The 17,669-nt window shown below is 66.8% G+C and carries 9 protein-coding genes; 2 read left to right on the top strand and 7 right to left on the bottom strand.

Translation table 11 applies throughout. The annotated features are described in order from the left end of the window. Genes AB0I32_RS09940 through AB0I32_RS09960 form a run of 5 tightly spaced genes read right to left on the bottom strand, consistent with a single transcriptional unit; the run spans window position 1 to window position 9,347 of the window. Window positions 1–981 carry a PD-(D/E)XK motif protein gene (locus AB0I32_RS09940; RefSeq protein ID WP_357505340.1) on the bottom strand — a complete coding sequence of 327 codons (981 nt, stop codon included), beginning with the start codon at window positions 979–981 and terminating at the stop codon, window positions 1–3. 6 nt (window positions 982–987) lie between these two features. Further along, a complete protein-coding gene (locus tag AB0I32_RS09945) occupies window positions 988–2,496 on the bottom strand; it encodes an ATP-binding protein (RefSeq protein ID WP_357505342.1) in 1,509 nt (502 codons plus the stop codon). Continuing rightward, the gene (locus AB0I32_RS09950) at window positions 2,496–5,918 is read right to left on the bottom strand and encodes a DUF499 domain-containing protein (protein WP_357505344.1); all 3,423 of its coding nucleotides are present in this window, start codon (window positions 5,916–5,918) and stop codon (window positions 2,496–2,498) included. The genes AB0I32_RS09945 and AB0I32_RS09950 overlap by 1 nt, the downstream gene beginning before the upstream one ends. Continuing rightward, on the bottom strand, window positions 5,918–8,758 hold the full coding sequence (locus tag AB0I32_RS09955) for a DUF1156 domain-containing protein (RefSeq protein WP_357505346.1): 2,841 nt from the start codon (window positions 8,756–8,758) through the stop codon (window positions 5,918–5,920). The genes AB0I32_RS09950 and AB0I32_RS09955 overlap by 1 nt, the downstream gene beginning before the upstream one ends. 58 nt (window positions 8,759–8,816) lie before the next feature. Beyond that, window positions 8,817–9,347, bottom strand: a complete 531-nt coding sequence (locus tag AB0I32_RS09960; protein ID WP_357505348.1) for a very short patch repair endonuclease — start codon at window positions 9,345–9,347, stop codon at window positions 8,817–8,819. Here AB0I32_RS09960 and AB0I32_RS09965 point away from each other — a divergent pair. Further along, entirely contained in the window at window positions 9,339–10,490 is a 1,152-nt protein-coding gene (locus AB0I32_RS09965; protein WP_357505350.1) for a DNA cytosine methyltransferase, read from the top strand. The two genes, AB0I32_RS09960 and AB0I32_RS09965, sit on opposite strands and share 9 nt — an antisense overlap. Before the next feature lie 44 nt (window positions 10,491–10,534). Further along, window positions 10,535–11,530 carry an HNH endonuclease signature motif containing protein gene (locus AB0I32_RS09970; RefSeq protein ID WP_357505352.1) on the top strand — a complete coding sequence of 332 codons (996 nt, stop codon included), beginning with the start codon at window positions 10,535–10,537 and terminating at the stop codon, window positions 11,528–11,530. A gap of 74 nt (window positions 11,531–11,604) precedes the next feature. Here AB0I32_RS09970 and AB0I32_RS09975 read toward each other — a convergent pair whose 3' ends face one another. Then, the gene (locus AB0I32_RS09975) at window positions 11,605–11,865 is read right to left on the bottom strand and encodes a hypothetical protein (protein WP_357505354.1); all 261 of its coding nucleotides are present in this window, start codon (window positions 11,863–11,865) and stop codon (window positions 11,605–11,607) included. Window positions 11,866–12,106: 241 nt separating this feature from the next. Next, window positions 12,107–17,371 carry a MobF family relaxase gene (mobF, locus tag AB0I32_RS09980; RefSeq protein ID WP_357505355.1) on the bottom strand — a complete coding sequence of 1,755 codons (5,265 nt, stop codon included), beginning with the start codon at window positions 17,369–17,371 and terminating at the stop codon, window positions 12,107–12,109. Window positions 17,372–17,669 lie beyond the last annotated feature (298 nt).

Raw genomic sequence — 17,669 nt, forward strand, 5'->3', positions numbered from 1 at the left:
TCAGGCCTCCTGCGTAGGTGCGGTGATGAAGGAAGTGAGTGGGTCGCCTGGGTCCCCCGCCGCGCGAGACGAGACGTCCACCCGATAATTGACGTCGCTGACAAGGTCGCTGTGCGGCACGACGGCATGTAGCCGCCCAGGCGTCACCGCCGGGAAGTCCTCGTCGACAAGGTACGCCGCGGGCGTGGTGCGTAGCGTGTAAGCGGTGGGATACATAGCGACATCGTCGTCATCCCAACCCTCGGCGGTCAGGTACGCGAGGAATCGATCCCTCGTCGATGTGAGTCGGTCGCGGATCTCCTGGATCAGGCCGGGTAGCGCGACCCCGTTGGGGTCGCCGCCAGCCCGGGTGATCTGGATAGACACCAGCCACAGCGACCGCCCCGGACTCGGCTCGAGCTGCCCGGCACCGTGGATGACGTGGCTCCGAGTCTCACTCAGCGTCGTCTTGACCTCGGCGTCGAAGGAAGGGAAAGCATAGTCACGCTCCTCCGCGAGGGGCCCAAGCCACCAGTCGATGGCGCTGAACTCGTCGTGGGCATCGAGCAGCGCACGGAAGAGCAGAAGCTCTCCGACCAGTCCAATCTGCTTCTCCTCGGAGATCCGCGGCTTGGCGGCGAGCAGGGTCTTCATGTTCGTCATCGCGGCCGACGACGCGGCCGAGAAGGTCGCCCCGCCCTGCATCGCCTGCAGAATGGAAAGCACCAGCCCGTACGCCTCGGTGTGCATGCCACGCGCATCGAGCGTCAGTCGCGCGTACTCGACGCCGCCTCGCGTCTGCGTTCCGGTGGTGACCCGTCGCATGGTCGCGGTGTCGAGCACCATCCCGTTGCGCGGGGTTAGCACAGAGATCTTCTGCCCGGGACTGTCGATCACGAAGAGCACTTCGGGTGAGGCGCTGACATGGTGAACGGTGGCTGTCCCGCTACGGAAGTAGGTCCCCAGGGTCTCCGGGGTCAGCTCCGATGTCGGGTTGTTCATGCTCGATCACACTCCATCCGCGGATTGTGCCTGGATGGCCGCGAGCATGACGCCCTGCCACGCCGCGTCCTCCCGCTTCTTTCGGGCACCGCTGCCTGTGCCGATGAAGTGGTCTTCGAGGAGGAGCAGGAGCAGGCTCTTGACGAGCGGAGCGTCGTTGCGATCCAGGCTCTTGCGGCCGACGATCGCGGTGCGGTAGCGGGCGTTGAGCACGAGCTCGTGGCGGTCGACGTCGATGTCGTAGACCTGGCTCTCGGGCAGTACCCTCCACCTGATGTCGATCGGGAAAGCATCGTTGGGCTCGGTATGGGTCGAGAACGCCTCCCTCACCGGGGCGGCAAGCCCGTCACCGGGTTTTGGCGCTTCGATGGGTGAGGCGACCCGCTGCCGGGCGACCTTCGCGGCCCGCTTCGCATCCTCACGGAACGAGGCGAGCGTCGTGCCGTCCACGGTCCGTGCCCGTACGAAGGCGCCGCGCAACTCGTCGTCGAAGGTCGTGCCGACCTTCTCGGGGTTGATAGTGACGTGACGCTCCATCTCGACGGTCAGGTCGAAAGACATCCGTGCGAAGACGAGATCGACGTTGGGCGTCGCCAGCCCGTTCCAGCCTCCGGCCTGCAGGAGCCGATCGTTGCGGTAGATGTAGAGGCCCTGGGTCTCGGTCCCGGAGCGTCCACCCAGCACGAAGCCCAGGCCCTTGTCGTGCTGCGGCCAGACGTGCAACCTCGCGGTACCTGACGTGCCACCGACCGCGACCGGAAGGACCTTCGGATAGCCAGGCTGTCCTATGCCGCGATACGCGAACGGGTCGATCGCTCGCACCGGCCGCGGCGGACCGGGGAAGTCCAGCCACACGTCATAGATGTCGATGTTGAGTGTCAATTCGCCACGTTCCAAGATCCTGTGCAGCACCAGTCCCAGGTGGTTGATCAGGTCCTGGATGGTCTTGGTCGTCCAGGCCGCCTGGTCCTCGTCGCTGGACGATGTGAGGAAGGTCTGGACGTCCTGCCACTCGACGATCGTGCCGGTGTCCATAGCGAAGTCGACCCCGGCCCCCGCCAGGCTCTCGGCAGCGTCGGAGCTGGAGAACTCCTCGACCAGCGGGCCGGTGTCGAGGGTGTCCCGACGCAGGCGCCGACCGACGGCGGGTGACCCGTACTTCCTCGACCAGACGATCAGCGTGTTGGCCTGGCTGAGCGACGCGGCCTTGAGGCCAATTCCGAAATGCCCGAGATCCTTGCCGTCGTAATCGCGTTTCCTGGCGTACGTCATCGCGTGGTCGATGTCGGACGAGTCCATACCGGAGGCATCGTCGACCACCCGGAGGCCGACCGGTCGGGCGCCGTGGACCAGAAACCTGACGAGCACGTTGGTCGCCCCGGCGTCGATGCTGTTGTCGACGAGGTCCGCGACGGCCGTCACCAGCGTGTGGTGACGGCCGATCGCTGATGTGATCGACGGGTCGGGCGCGACGACCCGTGATCCCACTGGTTGCGGTGCCGAGATCGGCCCCACTACAGGTCCTTGAAGCCGCTGTCGGTCACACCCAGATCCCCGGCGTTCTGCTTCACCGCGCGCACGGTGTTCTCGTTGAACCCGTCGGCCTTCTGCGCCTCCACGGTGAGCGTGATGTCGAGAACGTCGGGACCGGCGTTGCGCAGCACCTCCAGGATCTCCGCCGCGATCGTCCGCAGATCACCCGGCATGTCACCGGTTGGGTCGACCACATGCCGCAGGGAGAACGACGCGTTGGACACCACCTTCCGCGGCAGCGCCGGGACGGGCCCCGGCCCGCGCGCCAGCGTAGGTGTGACGCTCGGTCCCGGTGCAGGACCGGCCGAAGGGCCCGGAGCCGGCTCACTCACCGTCTGCTGCTCACGCTCACGCTGCTTGACCGCGAGATCGGGACGTACGATCAGCGCCTTGTCGTCAAACGGACCGAACTCGGTGTCCTCCAAAGGCACTGCCAGCCCGAGGAAGTCGCCGCCAGCCGAGTCGAACCCTGTGGCGAGGGCGAACCCGGTGTCCATGAACCCGGTGTCGAGCAGTGCCTCCTCCAGCGCCCGCACCAGCACCGACTTGTCCCGCAGCCTATGCAGGTAGGGATAGCGGCAGAAGTACGTCCACAGCTCGGTGAAACCGATGAACCCACGCGTCCACCGGGCCCGCAGGAACTCCTCGATGTCGAGGCGCACCACGCGGTTGGCGAGGTAGGAGTGGGCGTAGTCGGCGTTCGCGAGCCTGGCGCCGATGCGCTTGGTGAGGTTCTTCTCCTGCCCGTCGGCCCTGACCTGCCCGACAACGAACGGTGCCTGCGGATCGTCCTGCACCGCGTGTAGTCCCCAGATCCAGGTGTGCGCTAGCCGGTCGTCCACCGTACGGTTCTGGGTCTCCAGCATCGACTGCGCCTGCGCTGCCGCGGACTGGGTGAGGTCGAGGCGTGCGGTCTCCCGGAAGATCGAGCTCCACGCCAGGTACGAGCGCACCGCTGACTCCAGCGATCCCCACTGCTTCTCGTCGGCGGCGACCGCGACGATCGTGTTGACGTTCGACCGCGGGGCCTTACCGCGCTGCCGCAGCACCTCACCGACCCACCTCGACGCGGTGGACTCCTTGTCCTTGCCGTTGTGCACGTACCCCGGCGGCACCACGAGCAGCCGCAGGTGCTCGGCCTCGTCCACGTCCGAGGATGACTCCGGGTGCAGCACCTCCGCGATCACGTCGGTCGAGCCCTTGAACGCCTGCCGCAGTCGTGTCGCCACCTCGCCGTGCACGGCGTCGGTCGACAGCTGCGCAGCCCTCTCAGCGGCGAGCCGGTTGAGCGAGGGCTGGGTGTCGTACCAGTACCGGCCGTCCTCGGCGTAGTAGTGCGACGACTTCTCCTGCAACCCGTCCAGCGCCGACCCGATGTTGCCCAGTACATCACCCGGCATGGCCACGCCGAGAGTGATCCGCTTGCGGTCCTTGCCCTTGAGCGCGGCGTCGAGCGTCGGTGCGGCTTCGACGAAGATTGTCCGGGCCGTACGCAGCGCGAGCGAGCGGTCACCCAGTGCGGGCCGCTCGTCGTCGACGAGCTTGGCGACCGCGTTGTCGCCGTCGATCTCCGACTGCAGGATCGCGTCCCACGCGTTGCCGACGTACTGGACGATCTCCGAGCGCACCGGCTGAGCATCGAGCGGGATCGACCCAGGCATGATCAGCGGTGAGGGATCCTGTCGCTCGTAGAGCTGGTGGATGACGTGGCTCATCAGCCGCAGCACACCGCGCGTGCGCTGGAACTTCTCCAGCGTCGACCAGTCCGAATAGAGTCTGTCCAGTAACTCGGGGTGGATGGGATAGGCCGCGCGGATCCGCGACTCATACTCGCTCTCCCCGACGCCGGCCGGAAATTCCTTGGGATGATGCCGGTAGTAATCGGTGAATCGTCGGGCGGCGGTCGCGATCGTCGCGTTCGCCTTCGCGTCCGGCTCGGTGAAGAGTCGGCGCCGCACGATCTCGTAGGACTCGTCCCGGGTCGCCGGACTCCACTGATAGGCAACCCGACGGATCACGTTGTCCAGGCGGTTCAGGGCATCACGACCACGCTGGCCGCCGACCTCGAGGTCGCTCGCCGCCGTGGCCTCTCCGCCGTCAGAGCTGGCCTCGCCGTCCTGCTTGCGCTCGCTAGCTGGCACCGAGACCAGCAGCAGCGTGCCCGGCACCGCCTCGGCCGCCAGGGTCAGCGACTGGGCAAAGGTGAACTGGGTCTCGAACAGCCCGCCACCGACCTCGCGAGCCCGCGGGTCGTCCTTGTCGTAGCCGTCGGGGAGCTGGCGGGCATACGAGACCCACTCGTCGATCATCACCACGGCCGGGCCGAACTTCTCGAACAGGTCGCGCAGCTTGTTGCCGGGATTGGTCCCCTGCTTGTCCGATTCGGCGACCATCGCGTAGCCCTGGGCACCGCCGAGCTGCCACGCGAGCTCGCCCCACAGAGTGCGCACCACGGTGCCGTCGGGCTTGGTCTCCGGTTCCGCCGGCGCGATCTCGTTGCCGACCAACGCAGCCTTGCGCACCTGCGCACCTACCACGGAGCCTTGCGCACCATCGAACGCGTCCTGGACGTTCTGCGGTAGCTCGTGCAACTGGCGACCGGAGAAGAGATGCCAGACGGCAAGCATCGAGTGGGTCTTTCCGCCGCCGAACGTGGTCTGCAGGTTGATCACCGGGTTGGCCGAGCCGTCACCGGAGATCCGGGCGGCCGAGCGACGCAGCAGCTCCTTGAGACCGTCAGTCATGTAGGTCCTCCGGAAGAACTCGACCGGGTCCTGGTACTCCTTGGCCGCGTTCTTCCGCACCGCCACCGAGTAGAGGTCGGCCGCGAACTCCGCGTTGTTGTACTGGCCCTTGGCCACGTCCGGATGAGGCTTCAGTACGTCCCGCCACGACGGCAACTCCGCATCCGGCGTGCCTGGCAACGCCGCAGCAGTACGCACCGCCTTGCGGGTCTGCTGCTCGAAGCTGCCACGCAAGATGTCCAGCCGAGCAGTGCGTACCGTGTCGGCCTCGCGCGCTGCACCGATCGCCCGCATCACTCGCTCGATGGTATCGAGTGCACGTACGGCGTCGTCGGGCGAGAACGGCTTGAAGTGCGCCACCGCGTCACGGACCGTTCGCAGCTCGCTGACGAAGTTCTGCTCACCACGAGAAAGGTGTTCGTTGAAGACGTACCCGAGCGAGCCGATCGGCTCGGTGATGATCCGGAACTGATCCTGAGGATCGGTACGTGAGTACGGCTTCCCGGTGATCCCCTTCTGGGCGTCCTTTGCGGCCAGGAGCGCGGTCCAGTTCTCACCGTCGGGCACGTGTTTGGCGGTGATCTGATCGATGTACGGGTCGAGCACGCCGGTCAGCGCCTCCAGTGCCGTACGCACAGCCTCGATGTTGCTCTTCGCCATTAGCCCTCGTCCTCAAAGTCGAGCGTGCCCTGTATCTCGGTCCTGGCCTGCACCTTGCCAGCTGCCACGGTCAGATCCGCCCACGATCCACCGACCAGGTTGAACAGTCGTGCATCATCGGTGCGCGAGGTCTTCGTCATCTCGTACAGCCGGTACGCCAGGCGCTGCACGGCCTCGACTTCGACATCGGAGCGCGCGGCCGCCGCAGCCATGAGCTTCGCCGCCGGTGCCAGCCCGCCGTCCTCGGCGGAGAGCACCCGGGCGAGGTGACACATCACCTCCCACACCGAGATCCGGTCGTCCTTGACTGGGTTCCAGTTCGGCGCCAGATCCGCCGGCGCGACGAGCTGCACGATGCCCTCGCCCTGCGTGGCCACCCCGGAGTCCGCAACGCCGCGCACCGAGGTGTTGTACGAGCGGGTCAGCAGGTCCGCATCACCAAACGGGCCTTTCCCCCACCCGTACTGCTCGTACCACTTGAGACAGAACCGAGTGTCGGCGTCCAGGTCGCCCTCGCCCTCAGTGAGCACCTCGTCGAGCGCCTGATTGATCAACATGAGCGCCGACTTCACACGCATGTCCCTGCCGTCGTTCTCCACGACCCGCGTGAAGCTCGAGAACACCGCCATGCCGGGACCGATGGTCGCCTGCGTAAGGTCCACGGGTGCGATCGCGCCCTCGCTCAGCTTCTCCAACGCATCGGGGAGCTCGCGGCGCAGCGCCGCGAGGAAGCCTCGGCGTGTGGTCTGCCCCGCGGTCTCGTGGCGCGGTCGCAGCACCAACACGATCGACGACGCAAGCGCGTTTGTACCGACCGCGATCATCCGGCCACTGCGCTCCGAGCGCACCGGCCAGGTCGCAGTGATCGCCCAGCCCTCGCGGATCATGCCCTCCAGGATCGTTGCCCAGCCGGTGCTGGTGATCCCCTCCTCCTTGAGTTCGGATTGCTTGAAGGCGTAGTACACCGTGATCGGATAGTGCTCGGATGCATTCTTCCGCGCCTGAGCGAAGACATTCTCAAAACCGGCCTCGAAGAACTTCTCGGCGCCAGCCTTGCCACTGTGGCGGTACGGGTTGGCAACTAGTTCCTCCGCCTTGGGTACGAGCATCGAGGCGAAGAGCGTCGGATGGACGTCGCGGAGCGAACGACGTAGCCAAACGTAGAAGTAGTCCGAAAGATCGGAGTAACCGATGTTGTCGTAGTAGGGAGGATCGGTCGAGACGAGCAGGTTTGTGTACTCTCGAGTCGCCGCATCAGCCTGAACAGCTTCGGACACCACCTTTGCCGGAACCTCATCCAGGACACGGGCGACTCCGCGCAGCATGAATCCTAAATTCCCCGACGACTCGCTGAACGGGTTGGCTTCAGCGAAGTCCCAGGTCATCGGGATGGCCTGCCGGGCGAACGTGTTGCGGATACCCTCGTTCTTCGGGTCCGGCATCCAGGTCGCGATCGTGCCGCCGTAATCGGCGAGTCGGCTGACAGCCATGCCGAGATAGGTGGCGACGGCGTCGGCGTACGCCTCGGCGCCGGTGCCGCCGTTTGCGAGGCGAGCACCCGCCGGGAGTTCCGCGGCGACGGCGTCCTTCACGACCTTCGCGCGCGCCTCGGCCACGAGGTCGCTGAACGTCGTCAGTGCTACCAGCTGGCGGTTGGTAAACAGGTCTGACCATCGAGTCATCCCGTAGGCTTGAACTCTGAAGCTGAGCGCTTGAGCCGGAATCTTGGCTGCTGGCGCATCGCGGGGGGTTCCACTTCCTGCGGCCTCTTCGTGTTGCTGGCTCGGCGGCAGGTAGATGCGTTGACGCTTTCCCTCGGCGACGATGCCCATGAGTTGCTGGCTCATCCGACCAGCGACGCCCTCTGCACGGACATACTTGAAGTTGACGGCGGTGCCGCAGGCAATGCATCGGGCGCCCGTGCGGCCGACTGTCCCGTCCGTGGATGCGGTCTGGCCCTTCGCCTTGTCATGTCCGATGGTGAATTCGACCCGTCGCCCGCTGGGTGCGTCGGCGTCGTCGACGATGTTGGCGACGACATATGCCTCCTTGCCCTTCTTCTTGCCGAGCCACCAGGAGCGGACGAGGGGCATCTCAATACCGCAGGCGGGGTTGGGACAGGTGATGGTGCGGGCCCAGATCCAGGCGATTGTGGTGGCCTCGATCTTTCTCTTCGTCTTCTCGTCGACGACAGTCGCGTCGGGGTAGAGGTCACCGATGCGTTCCTTGGCCTGCTCGCGCATCCAGGCGCCGTATCGGCGTACGTCCTCGGCGAGCCCGGTGGCGCGGGGCCAGTCGCCGAGCCTGCTGTCAGCGGCGTCGGGGAAGACCGGCGGTCGGCCTGCGAACTTCGGCGGGATTTCAATGAGCGCCTTGTTGATGAGTACGGCGACGGGGTTGAGGTCGGAGGCGTGCGCCTCCAAGCCAAGACGCTGGGCCTCGAGCGGGATGGTGCCACCGCCGGCGAACGGGTCGAGGATCGCGGGCGGATTGCCGCCGGTGGACTTGAGGATCTCCTCGTGCGCGGTACGGAGCAGCTCTTCGTTGTTGATGTTCTCCCACTTGACCAGGCGACGAATGATCCCGTGCAGCCGCTCACGCTCGACCTGCTGCTCTTCCGGGCTGAGGCCAGGGTCCGAGGACGGGTCGTCGACGAGTTGCGCGAACAACACCGCCCGGGCAGCAGCCAGTGGCCGGCGCGCCCACCACAGGTGCAACGTCGAGGGGTGGCCGTGGCGGATGGACTTCTCCCGCGCGGACTCGGCGTTGATGTCCTCCAGCGGGATCGACACCTCGATCAACTTCTTCTTGTGGACCGGGGTGCCGGCAGGCATCGCCATGGGTGAAACTCCAGGTGGATTGGGATGTCACGATGCTAGACGTCCTGATGGCTCGTCTCTACCGTGATTTGGGTGATTCCGTGAGCGCCTGGATGAGCTCTTCGATGCGATCAGCTGCCACGCTCATGTCCTCGTGCTCCCACACACGGATCACCGCCCATCCCAGCGCACGAAGGTGCACATCCGTCTGGCGATCCCGTTCCACGTTCCGACGCAGCTTCTCCGACCACCACGCGCCGTTGTTCGCCGGTGAGGTCCTGTGATCAGGACACGAGTGCCAGAAGCAGCCGTCAACGAAGATCGCAAGGTGTCGGCGTGTGAAGAGGATGTCCGCACGCCGTCGGGTCATGCCCGGCAGGGGCGCATCGACGCGATAGCGAAGCCCTCGACTGTGCAGTTCACGCCGTAGGAGCAGCTCCGGCTTCGTGTCGCGTGTCGCCTGACGGGACATGCGTCTGGCAGTGGTTGGCTCGACGTTGGCGAGTTGCGGCCGAGTCGTTACAGCAGCGCTCGGCGTGGGGGTGGCATAGTGCCGGCTCCGCCGGCTATTGTCACGTCTTGTGTCGAGCACCTTGTCATCATGCACCACCTCCCGATCCATCCGAAGGGCTCAGCAGTGATCAGGACTCTCGACCTGTTCGCTGGCGCCGGTGGCTTGACGACAGGTCTTGCTGCAGGTAGCGGGCAATTTTCACCCGTCGCTGCCGTTGAGATGGACGTCGCGGCCGCTGCTACGTATGCCCTCAACCATGGTGGAAAGATCCGCGACGGAAAAATCGTGGGTGGCGATCATGTCCACGCGGTCGGCATCGAGGAGTGGCTGGACGCTGGCGTCGTGCCCGAAGTGGACGTCGTTGTGGGCGGTCCGCCGTGCCAAGGCTTCTCAACGCTGAACCGAGACGGTGTCGGGGCAGAACGCAACCTGTTGTGGCAGCGCTATGCGGAGACCGTGTCACTCGCCACGCCTAAGTACTTCGTACTCGAGAATGTGCCTGCGTTCACGAAATCCGAGCAGTTCACCGTCTTCGCGGAGTCGTTCGGTAAGGGTGGCCTGCTCGAGGACTACACCTTTGAGTCGCGTGTTCTCAACGCTGCTGACTACGGCGCCTTCCAGGCTCGACGCCGCGTAGTCGTACTCGGCTGGCGCAAGGACACTGCACCGCTGACGTTCCCGAAGACCACATCGGCCGACGTCCACCCAACCGTTGCGGAAGCTTTCGCAGGCCTGAATCCTGTGGTCGAGCAGATCGACCTTCCGACCCGGGAGGTGACGTTCAGGGGGAAGACTTTCCCGGGCGCCTTTCGGACACACGAGCTTCACGTGACGCGACGCTACGAGAAGTTGTCCCTTGATCGTTTCTCCCACATCCCGGAGGACGGGAACAGGTTCAACATCCCCGAGCATCTGCTGTCGGCGTGTTGGAAGAACCATCGGTCGGGGACAGGCGATGTGATGGGAAGACTGCACTGGAACAAGCCGTCAGTCACGATCAGGACCGAGTTCTTCAAGCCGGAGAAGGGCCGATACCTCCACCCCATCGAAGATCGGGCAATCACACACCTTGAGGCCGCTATTCTTCAGGGGTATCCGCTCAACTACCGCTGGGTCGGGTCGAAGGTCGCGATCGCACGGCAGATCGGTAATGCCGTTCCAATCCCGCTGGGCAAGGCGATCGGAACGGCGATAGCCGAAGCTGTGGACAGCGAGGCTGCCGAGAAGCACGCCGCGTAAGGTGCATAGCGCGCACTTCGCTCCTGCCGTGCAAAGCTGTGGGCATGAATCGCAGCGCTAGTGGCCGGACGGCCTGGTTGCTGATGACGGACGAGGGCGACAACGAGAACCCCCGGTACGGAGACCAGCTCGGTGTCGAGTACCTGTACGACAGCAAGGTCCAGAACCACCAGCGCCTGAGTCCTGGCGACCCGATCGCGTTGTGGGACCGAACAGGTCTCCTGCTCGGTATCTCAGTCGTCGAGGACATCGAGTCCTGGTCGGGCACCAAGACGCTACGACGCTGCCGTGAGTGCGGGGCGACCCGCCCCTCGGAGCGGTCGACGATGCGCCCGCGATTCCGCTGCTCCAGGTGCAGGGCCGAGTTCGACACGCCCCGACTCGAAAAGACCGATGTCACGATGTTCACGGCCCGCTACGACGCGGCCTGGACCTCGCTGGACGGCGTTCTCGACAAGGCGGAGATCCGGCCGTTCATCAAGGCGCAGGGCAGCTTCAACTCCATCCGCGAACTCGACTGGCATGCGTTCCAGCAAGCGCTGGCCGACAAGGGCGCAGGTCGCGCGATCGAGCGCGTCATCGCACGTGTACCAGATCTGTCTTGGCCGACAGCGAACAACCCCCGCATCGAGCTCGTCCATGGGTTCGACCAGTCGATCGTCCGCGTCCGCAGGGGACAACGACAGTTTCGCGAGCAGATCCTGGCCGCCCAGGGAAACAACTGCGCGTTCACCGGCGCCGCTCCCGCGCGGGTCCTGGAGGCGGGCCATCTTTACCGCTACGCACAGCTCGGAAAGCACTATGAGCACGGTGGCCTCATGCTGCGCCGCGACATCCATCGCCTCTTCGACGACGGACTCCTCGCAGCGACCCCGACCTTGCCATACCTGATCGATGTCGCTCCCGATCTGGCCGATTATCCGCAGTACCACCGACTCCACGGCGAACCGTTAATGACACAGCTACGTGCCGAACAGGTCGAGTGGCTAGACAAGCACTGGTGCGAACACCGCGACAATGGTCAGGAAGCTCACCGCTGAAATCTCTGCAGTGGGCATCTCAGCTCACGCACCAGAGTCCAGGCTGGCACAGTCCGTGTGTGTCAGCACCTCGCTTACGTGGGCGCGCCCACTCCGGCGACCCACGGGCCGAACCTTGCCTGCATGGTGTCCATTTGGCCGAACGGAGGCTGATGCGCCTTCTGCACCATCGAGTGCCGGCCTTCGGCGGTGCTGCAGATCGCATCAGCCATCTTGACGTTCACCTCAGCCCGCAACGGGAAATCCAGGCCCTTACGGTTGGCGTGCTGGCGGCAGTGCGAGCACGCGCATTCGACGACGATGGTGGGAATCTCGGAGCGGAGGATCTCCGTCATGCGTTCCACCAATCTTCAGACGCGTCGGTAGCCACATGATCTTAGCCGACTGTCGTTTCGTAGGGCGCACGCACGCGAGTCGGCTGACTGCTATCGCCGAACCGCGACTGATCGCTGCAGTCCAGGGGTATCGGAAGGTGTCAGCACTCCTTCTGCGAATATCCCGGTCATAGCGCCAATCGATAACCCATACGGTAGCCCGTTGCAGAGCAGCGAAGTCGCTGCTCCCGGCCCGAAATGATTACCAGGCCGGGCTGGTCACGCGCTCGTGCTCCCGGTCAGCGTGGTCGCGCCTGACACGTTCGTCCGCCCCGCGGCGCATCGGTTCGGCGGCGGCCCGTGCATCGGCCAGGAGCACCGGTACGCGTTCCATCGGTCGCGGCACAGACCGGGCTATCGGTCGGAGCTCGGCGTGGCCGGTTGCGGTGATGGCTTTCAGGGCTAGGGCGGCGAGGGCGTAGGCGTTGCCGCGCTCTCCCCCCTGCGCATCGGGGCCTAGAGGGTTGCCGGGGTCGGTGATCTGGTATCGGTCGCGGTAGGCCAGCACCTGCCGCATCGCCGCCTTCCACATGTCGTGGGCAGCACCCGGCAGGGGTGGAGCGGTGATGTTTTCCATCCACAGCTCCGGCTTGGACAGAGCGTGCTGGACGAGAGTGTCCAGGCGGGAGGCGATCAGGTTGGCGTGCCGTACCAGCCAAGCGCGCACGTACTGGTTAGTCACCACCTGCGGCCGCTCAGTCCCCGTCGTGTCGGTCGCCCGGGCAGTCAGGTCGATGTCAGATCCAGTGTCTGCCTGCGCTCCGGCCAGGAAACGCTCGACGAGGTGGTCGGTCATAACCCTGCGCACTGCGGCAGTGTCGAGCTGGACTTGCGTGGACACAACCGAGGAGTTGCCAACATTCCGTGCGACATGTTCTACCAGGGCCTGCCACTGGGCCAGCTCGACGCGGTCATAGAGATGATCGACCAGAGCACGCAGCAGCATGGCCTGCCGTTCGGAGTGGTCGATAGACCGAATGGAGGCAAGGTTGGGTTCCATCGCGAACCACGCCAACGGCACCGGCTCGCGAAGAGCTGAGGCCAGGTCGTCGGGTGCCTCGAGCGTGATCTGAGCGGGGTCTGCCGGTAGGTCCAGGGCCTGTGCGTGGGCGGCTTCGTGCGGGGTGAGGGCCTGCCAGACGCGGGCGGCGGCGGTGCGTCCGGCGGTGTCGGGGTCCAGGGCCACGATCAGGTCGGTCAGGTCCCGCCCGGTCGCCTCCCGCAAGGCTTGCAGGTGCTGCTGGGTGATGCCGGTGCCGCAAGCCGCGACAGGCACGATCTCGATCCCGGTCTGCTGGGCGAGGCGAGTTGCGGCGAGGTGAAACGCGGCGTGGTCGGTGGGTCCTTCGACCAAGACCAGGCGTGCCCCTGCCGTCAGCCGTGCGACCGCGTCGGGGGCAAGGCCGTACAGGAGCTCGCCCTTGCGGTAGGCAGCGGTCTCGGGTGTATTGAGGTACTTCGGTGCCCGCCCGTCACCCTCGGTGGCCTGGGCGGGGTTGATGCGTCCGGTGACGCCGACGACGGCCCCGGCCTGGTCACGGTAGGGGAAGACGATCCGGTTGCGGTACTTGTCGATCACCTTGCCGTTCCGGGTCCGGGTCGCGACGCCGGCGGTGACGAGCTGGTCGGGCGTGTATCCGAGGGACTGGAGGTGGTCGGTCAGGCCGGTCCAGGACGCTGGCGCGGTGCCCCATTCGGCGTCGGCGAGGCCACGCCCGGTCATGTACCGAGTGGCCCACGACTGGCTGGCGTTCTGCTTGGTCCACCAGGTCCAGGCGTGCCTGGTGATCTCCACGACTAGCGCCCGCTCCCCCTCGTCGACCGGCGTCGACGACCCCGCACCGGCTTCTGCACCGGCGTCTCTTGTCGCCGTCGGGCGTTCCTTGCTCGTCTCCTGCTGCGAGGTCATGGCGGGCTGGGTCGCGTCGGTGTCCCAGAGGAGGTTCTGGGCGGTGTCGGGGGCGGTCGTGATCCAGGCAGGCAGCCCGCGCCCGTCCCTGTCGTGGGGTAGGGGGTGGCCGATGCGGTGGTGCAGGACCTTCGCGATCGACCGCGCGCCCTGGAACCCCTCCCCTGCCGCGCGCCGGATCACGGTCTCGGGGTCGGCGCCAGCGGCTTCGTGCTGGGATAGGCGCTTGGCCAGTGAAGACCATGCCTCGTCCGCTAGCACCAGGTCGGCCATCCGCTCAGGCAGGACCGACCGGACGGCTTCGGCCAGGCGTCCGGGGCGGTCAGGTTCGAGGAAGGCCAGGTAGGCGTCCTCGTACTCCGGCACCAACCGGGCCAGGGAGTGCGCGTGATCCCATTCCTCCTCGATGGTTCGGGAAGCGGACTTCTCCTCGCCGTCACGGTCCAGGACGCCCTTGAGCGCGTTCAGTACCGCGCGCTCCAGGTCTGGTTGCCGGTGCGGGTCGAGGTCGAGGACGTCGTCGGTCTCCACGTACACGCGGTTGGAGTCCCGGCCTCGGGTGATGGCGGTGTAGAGCTCGTTGCGAGTCATGCCGACGCCGACCATCGCGTGGCTGGTGTCCACGGTCATGCCCTGCACCCGGTGGATGGTCGCGGCGTATCCGAGCTCGACGTGGGCGGCGACGTAGTCGGCCGGGAGCACCACCGTCGCGCCCGTCTCCAGGTGCTCAGCCTGCAGGGCACCCTCCTCGCTGCGGGCGGTGACGCGCCACAGGTCACCGTTCTTGATCCAGTCGTGGCCCCAGTCGATGTGGCCGTCGTCGTGTTCGGCGTGCAGGTGGCGGTTGTTCAGCCGGGTAACGATGACGTCGCCGATGCCAGCGCGGTTGTCATCGCGCAGAGTCACGCCGTCTTCCTCGACCTCGCCGCGGGCGACGCGGTGCAGGCGAGCGCGGGCAGACAGGTCGGCCACCAGATCGTTCGTCGCGGCGATCATGATCGTCTTGCGGCCGTGGTCGGAGTCGGTCTGCCAGTTCGCGAACATCTCCTCCGCCATCTGCGCCGCCGACCCGCCCAGGGTGCGGTGCCGCGTGACGTAGAAGTCCAGACCCCGATGGTCACCGTCGCGGAGCTGGAGGGAGGCCTCGGCCTCCCCGGTGGTGTGGAACCGGTGGATCTCCGTCAGCTCGGCCGCGCCCGCCTGCTCCGCGATCAGGCGGAGCGCCCCGCCGGCCGCGACGGCGCCGAGCTGGGCGGGGTCGCCGAGCAGCCGGACGCTGCCCCCGGCTTGTCGGGTAATGGCCAGGACCTGCGCGAGGGCGAGGGTGCCGGCCAGGCTGGCCTCGTCGACCAGCACAACGGTGCCTTCGCCGACCGTGAGACGTTCCCTGAGTCGTTTGCCGCCCGCCCCCTGATTGGCCAAGAGGAACATGTCCAGGGTTTCCGCGGTGATGCCGAGGTCGGCGCCGAGGACTTCCGCGGCGGCGGCCGACGGCGCGAGCGCGATGAGCTTGCCGCCCGCGTCCTGGACAGCGGCGGCCAGGGCGCGCATCGCGGTCGTCTTCCCGGTCCCGGCCGGCCCGATCCCCGCCGCCAGGACGGTGCTGGCCGCGAAGTGCGCGACCAGCTCCCGCTGCCCCGGATTCAGGACCCGACCAGTCTCGGCCCTCACCCGCTCGATGGCACGGTCCACCTCGGTCGGCTCGATGATCAGCCCACCGGCGGTGCGGGCAGCGGCAAGGAGCTGGTCCTCGGCTTCCAGGACCGCCAGGGAGGTGTACCGGGTATAGCCGTGCACGAAGTACACCGACTCGCCGTCCTTGCGGCGCATCACGTCCGGGGGTTCGTTCAGGTCCGGTGGCGTGATCTGGAGGCTGTCGGCGACGGCGTGCCCGGTGATCGTCACGGCCAAGGCCAGCAGGTCGGTCCCTGTGGGGGCGTGTTCCCTGGCGAGGCGGGTGGCTTCGGCCTGCAGGTGGTAGGTCGTCCACGTCGCCCGCTTGCCCGCCACGTTGGTCAGGCACGCGTCGACCAGGTCGCCGTCTGCCAGCACCTCCTCCGCCAGTCCCGCGAGCACAGCTTGGCGGCCGGTGGGTGTGCGCCACCGCAGCTGCCGAAAGACCTGCGCGCGTGGCCACGATGCGGCGAGGCCCTCGACGGCGTCGGTGACGTCCTGGAGCGTCCACCGCGCGATCCCGCGCCTGGCAAGGTCTTGAGCGACGGCGGGCCACAGGTCCTTCGGCTCGTCGACCACGACCCGCTCGGTCCCGGGGCTCGGGTGCAGCACGGTGACGAGCATCCGTGCGACGGCGTCCTCGCCGCCCAGGACCCGGGCGGCGACTTTGTGCCACTGCGGGAGCCGTTCCCGTAGCCCGACCGGTGCGCCTTTAGCCTGCCGGGTGTCGAGGTTGGCCTGCTGCGCCAACCCGTACGCCACCTTCGTACCCGGCTCATGCCCGTACTTGGCACGGTAGGCGGCTCGGAGAGTCTCGTAGGACTCCTGGATTGCCGCCCGCCGCCGCGAGAACGCATCCCGCAGCGCTTTTGGGATCCCGACGATCTCCCGCACACCCTGCTTACCCCGGCCTCGCGTCTCGGTGTGGAACGCGACCCCGAGACGCTCGACCAGCAGCTGCTCGATCCGCGTGTTGTACCGCTCCGACGCCGCGACCTTCAGGCCGAGCAGGACGCGTCCGTCCAGAGCCCGCCACCCACCATCGATGCCACGGACCTTGGTGGAGACCGCGACATGGGTGTGCAGGTTCGGGTCCCCGGTACGTGAGTCGAGGTGATCGAACGCCACCGCTGTGAGGCCATGGGTATCGATCTGCCGCACACCACCGGCACCGGCCCGGGTGAGCGCGCCCTCGGACTCGATCCACGCCAGGGTGTCCCGCCACGCCTCGGTGTGCGCCTGAGTGATCACCTCACGGGTAGCCGGATCGCCCAGGCCCCACAGGACCGAGATGCTCTTGGACGGCGTGAAGACCAGGTCATACCCGGCCACCGCGCGGCGCGGCTGCTGCCCGCGCTTGGCCAGCCACTGCGCGACGTCGGCGTCGGTCACCGCGCCCGAGTCCTTATCGTTCTTCTCCTGCTGCGCCAGGGTCCGGGCGACGTTCCAGCGGATCAAGTCCCGCTCGATCCCCGCCTCCGGCGGACGATCATGCTCGGCCGCGAACTGCGCGAACGCTGCCTCCAACGCCTGCTTGTACCCGTCGTCAGGGCGGGCCCTGAACTCGGGAAACGCGCGCCCTAGGGCGCCCTCGCGCTCCGCGTCCCGTTTCGACATGCCGCGAGCCAGGGCCTCGACCTCCAGGCGGTCCGCGTCGGGGTGGCGGCCCTTGCCGTACAGGGACTGCATCTGCTTCTCGGCCACCTGCCCCGAGACCCCGAGCTGCTCCAACCCAGAGCCGACCCACTGGCCGGGCGGGTTGCCGTGCTGCATGTAGTACGCCGTCAACGACATGCCCCGCTCACGCGGGACGTCCCCGGACGCGACCTGCTGGGTGAGGTACGTGTACCCGCCACCGGCGCTGAGCACGTGGACCGTCATCATGTCCCCCACCCCTCCCGGCAGGGCTGGAGCGGGTCAACTCAGAGTTGACTCGGGACCGCTCACAGCGTTGTGCATTAGGTGTGTGGCCTTCGTCGGGCGGTCCGCGGGACCCGCTGTCCGCTGGTCTCGCCTGCCCGCCATATCCGCGCAGCCACTGCGTCGTGTCAGCCGTGTGCCGTGCGTCGTCACACCGCCTGTGCGTCGCCGTCGCTGCTCGCCGCTTGTGTCGCTGCTGCCTGGTCGCGCGAAGGTCGCGGGTGTGGACCCCGGGTCTTTTACATGCCAAGAACCCGCCCAT

The sequence above is a fragment of the Promicromonospora sp. NPDC050249 genome (assembly GCF_040656015.1).
Taxonomy (GTDB): domain Bacteria; phylum Actinomycetota; class Actinomycetes; order Actinomycetales; family Cellulomonadaceae; genus Promicromonospora.

Bases quoted from the DNA above. Each gene is read 5' to 3' on its own strand.
- AB0I32_RS09970 (WP_357505352.1), top strand. From the start codon at position 10,535: ATGAATCGCAGCGCTAGTGGCCGGACGGCCTGGTTGCTGATGACGGAC.
- AB0I32_RS09940 (WP_357505340.1), bottom strand. From the start codon at position 981: ATGAACAACCCGACATCGGAGCTGACCCCGGAGACCCTGGGGACCTAC.
- mobF (WP_357505355.1), bottom strand. From the start codon at position 17,371: ATGATGACGGTCCACGTGCTCAGCGCCGGTGGCGGGTACACGTACCTC.
- AB0I32_RS09955 (WP_357505346.1), bottom strand. From the start codon at position 8,758: ATGGCGATGCCTGCCGGCACCCCGGTCCACAAGAAGAAGTTGATCGAG.
- AB0I32_RS09965 (WP_357505350.1), top strand. From the start codon at position 9,339: ATGCACCACCTCCCGATCCATCCGAAGGGCTCAGCAGTGATCAGGACT.
- AB0I32_RS09975 (WP_357505354.1), bottom strand. From the start codon at position 11,865: ATGACGGAGATCCTCCGCTCCGAGATTCCCACCATCGTCGTCGAATGC.
- AB0I32_RS09950 (WP_357505344.1), bottom strand. From the start codon at position 5,918: ATGGCGAAGAGCAACATCGAGGCTGTGCGTACGGCACTGGAGGCGCTG.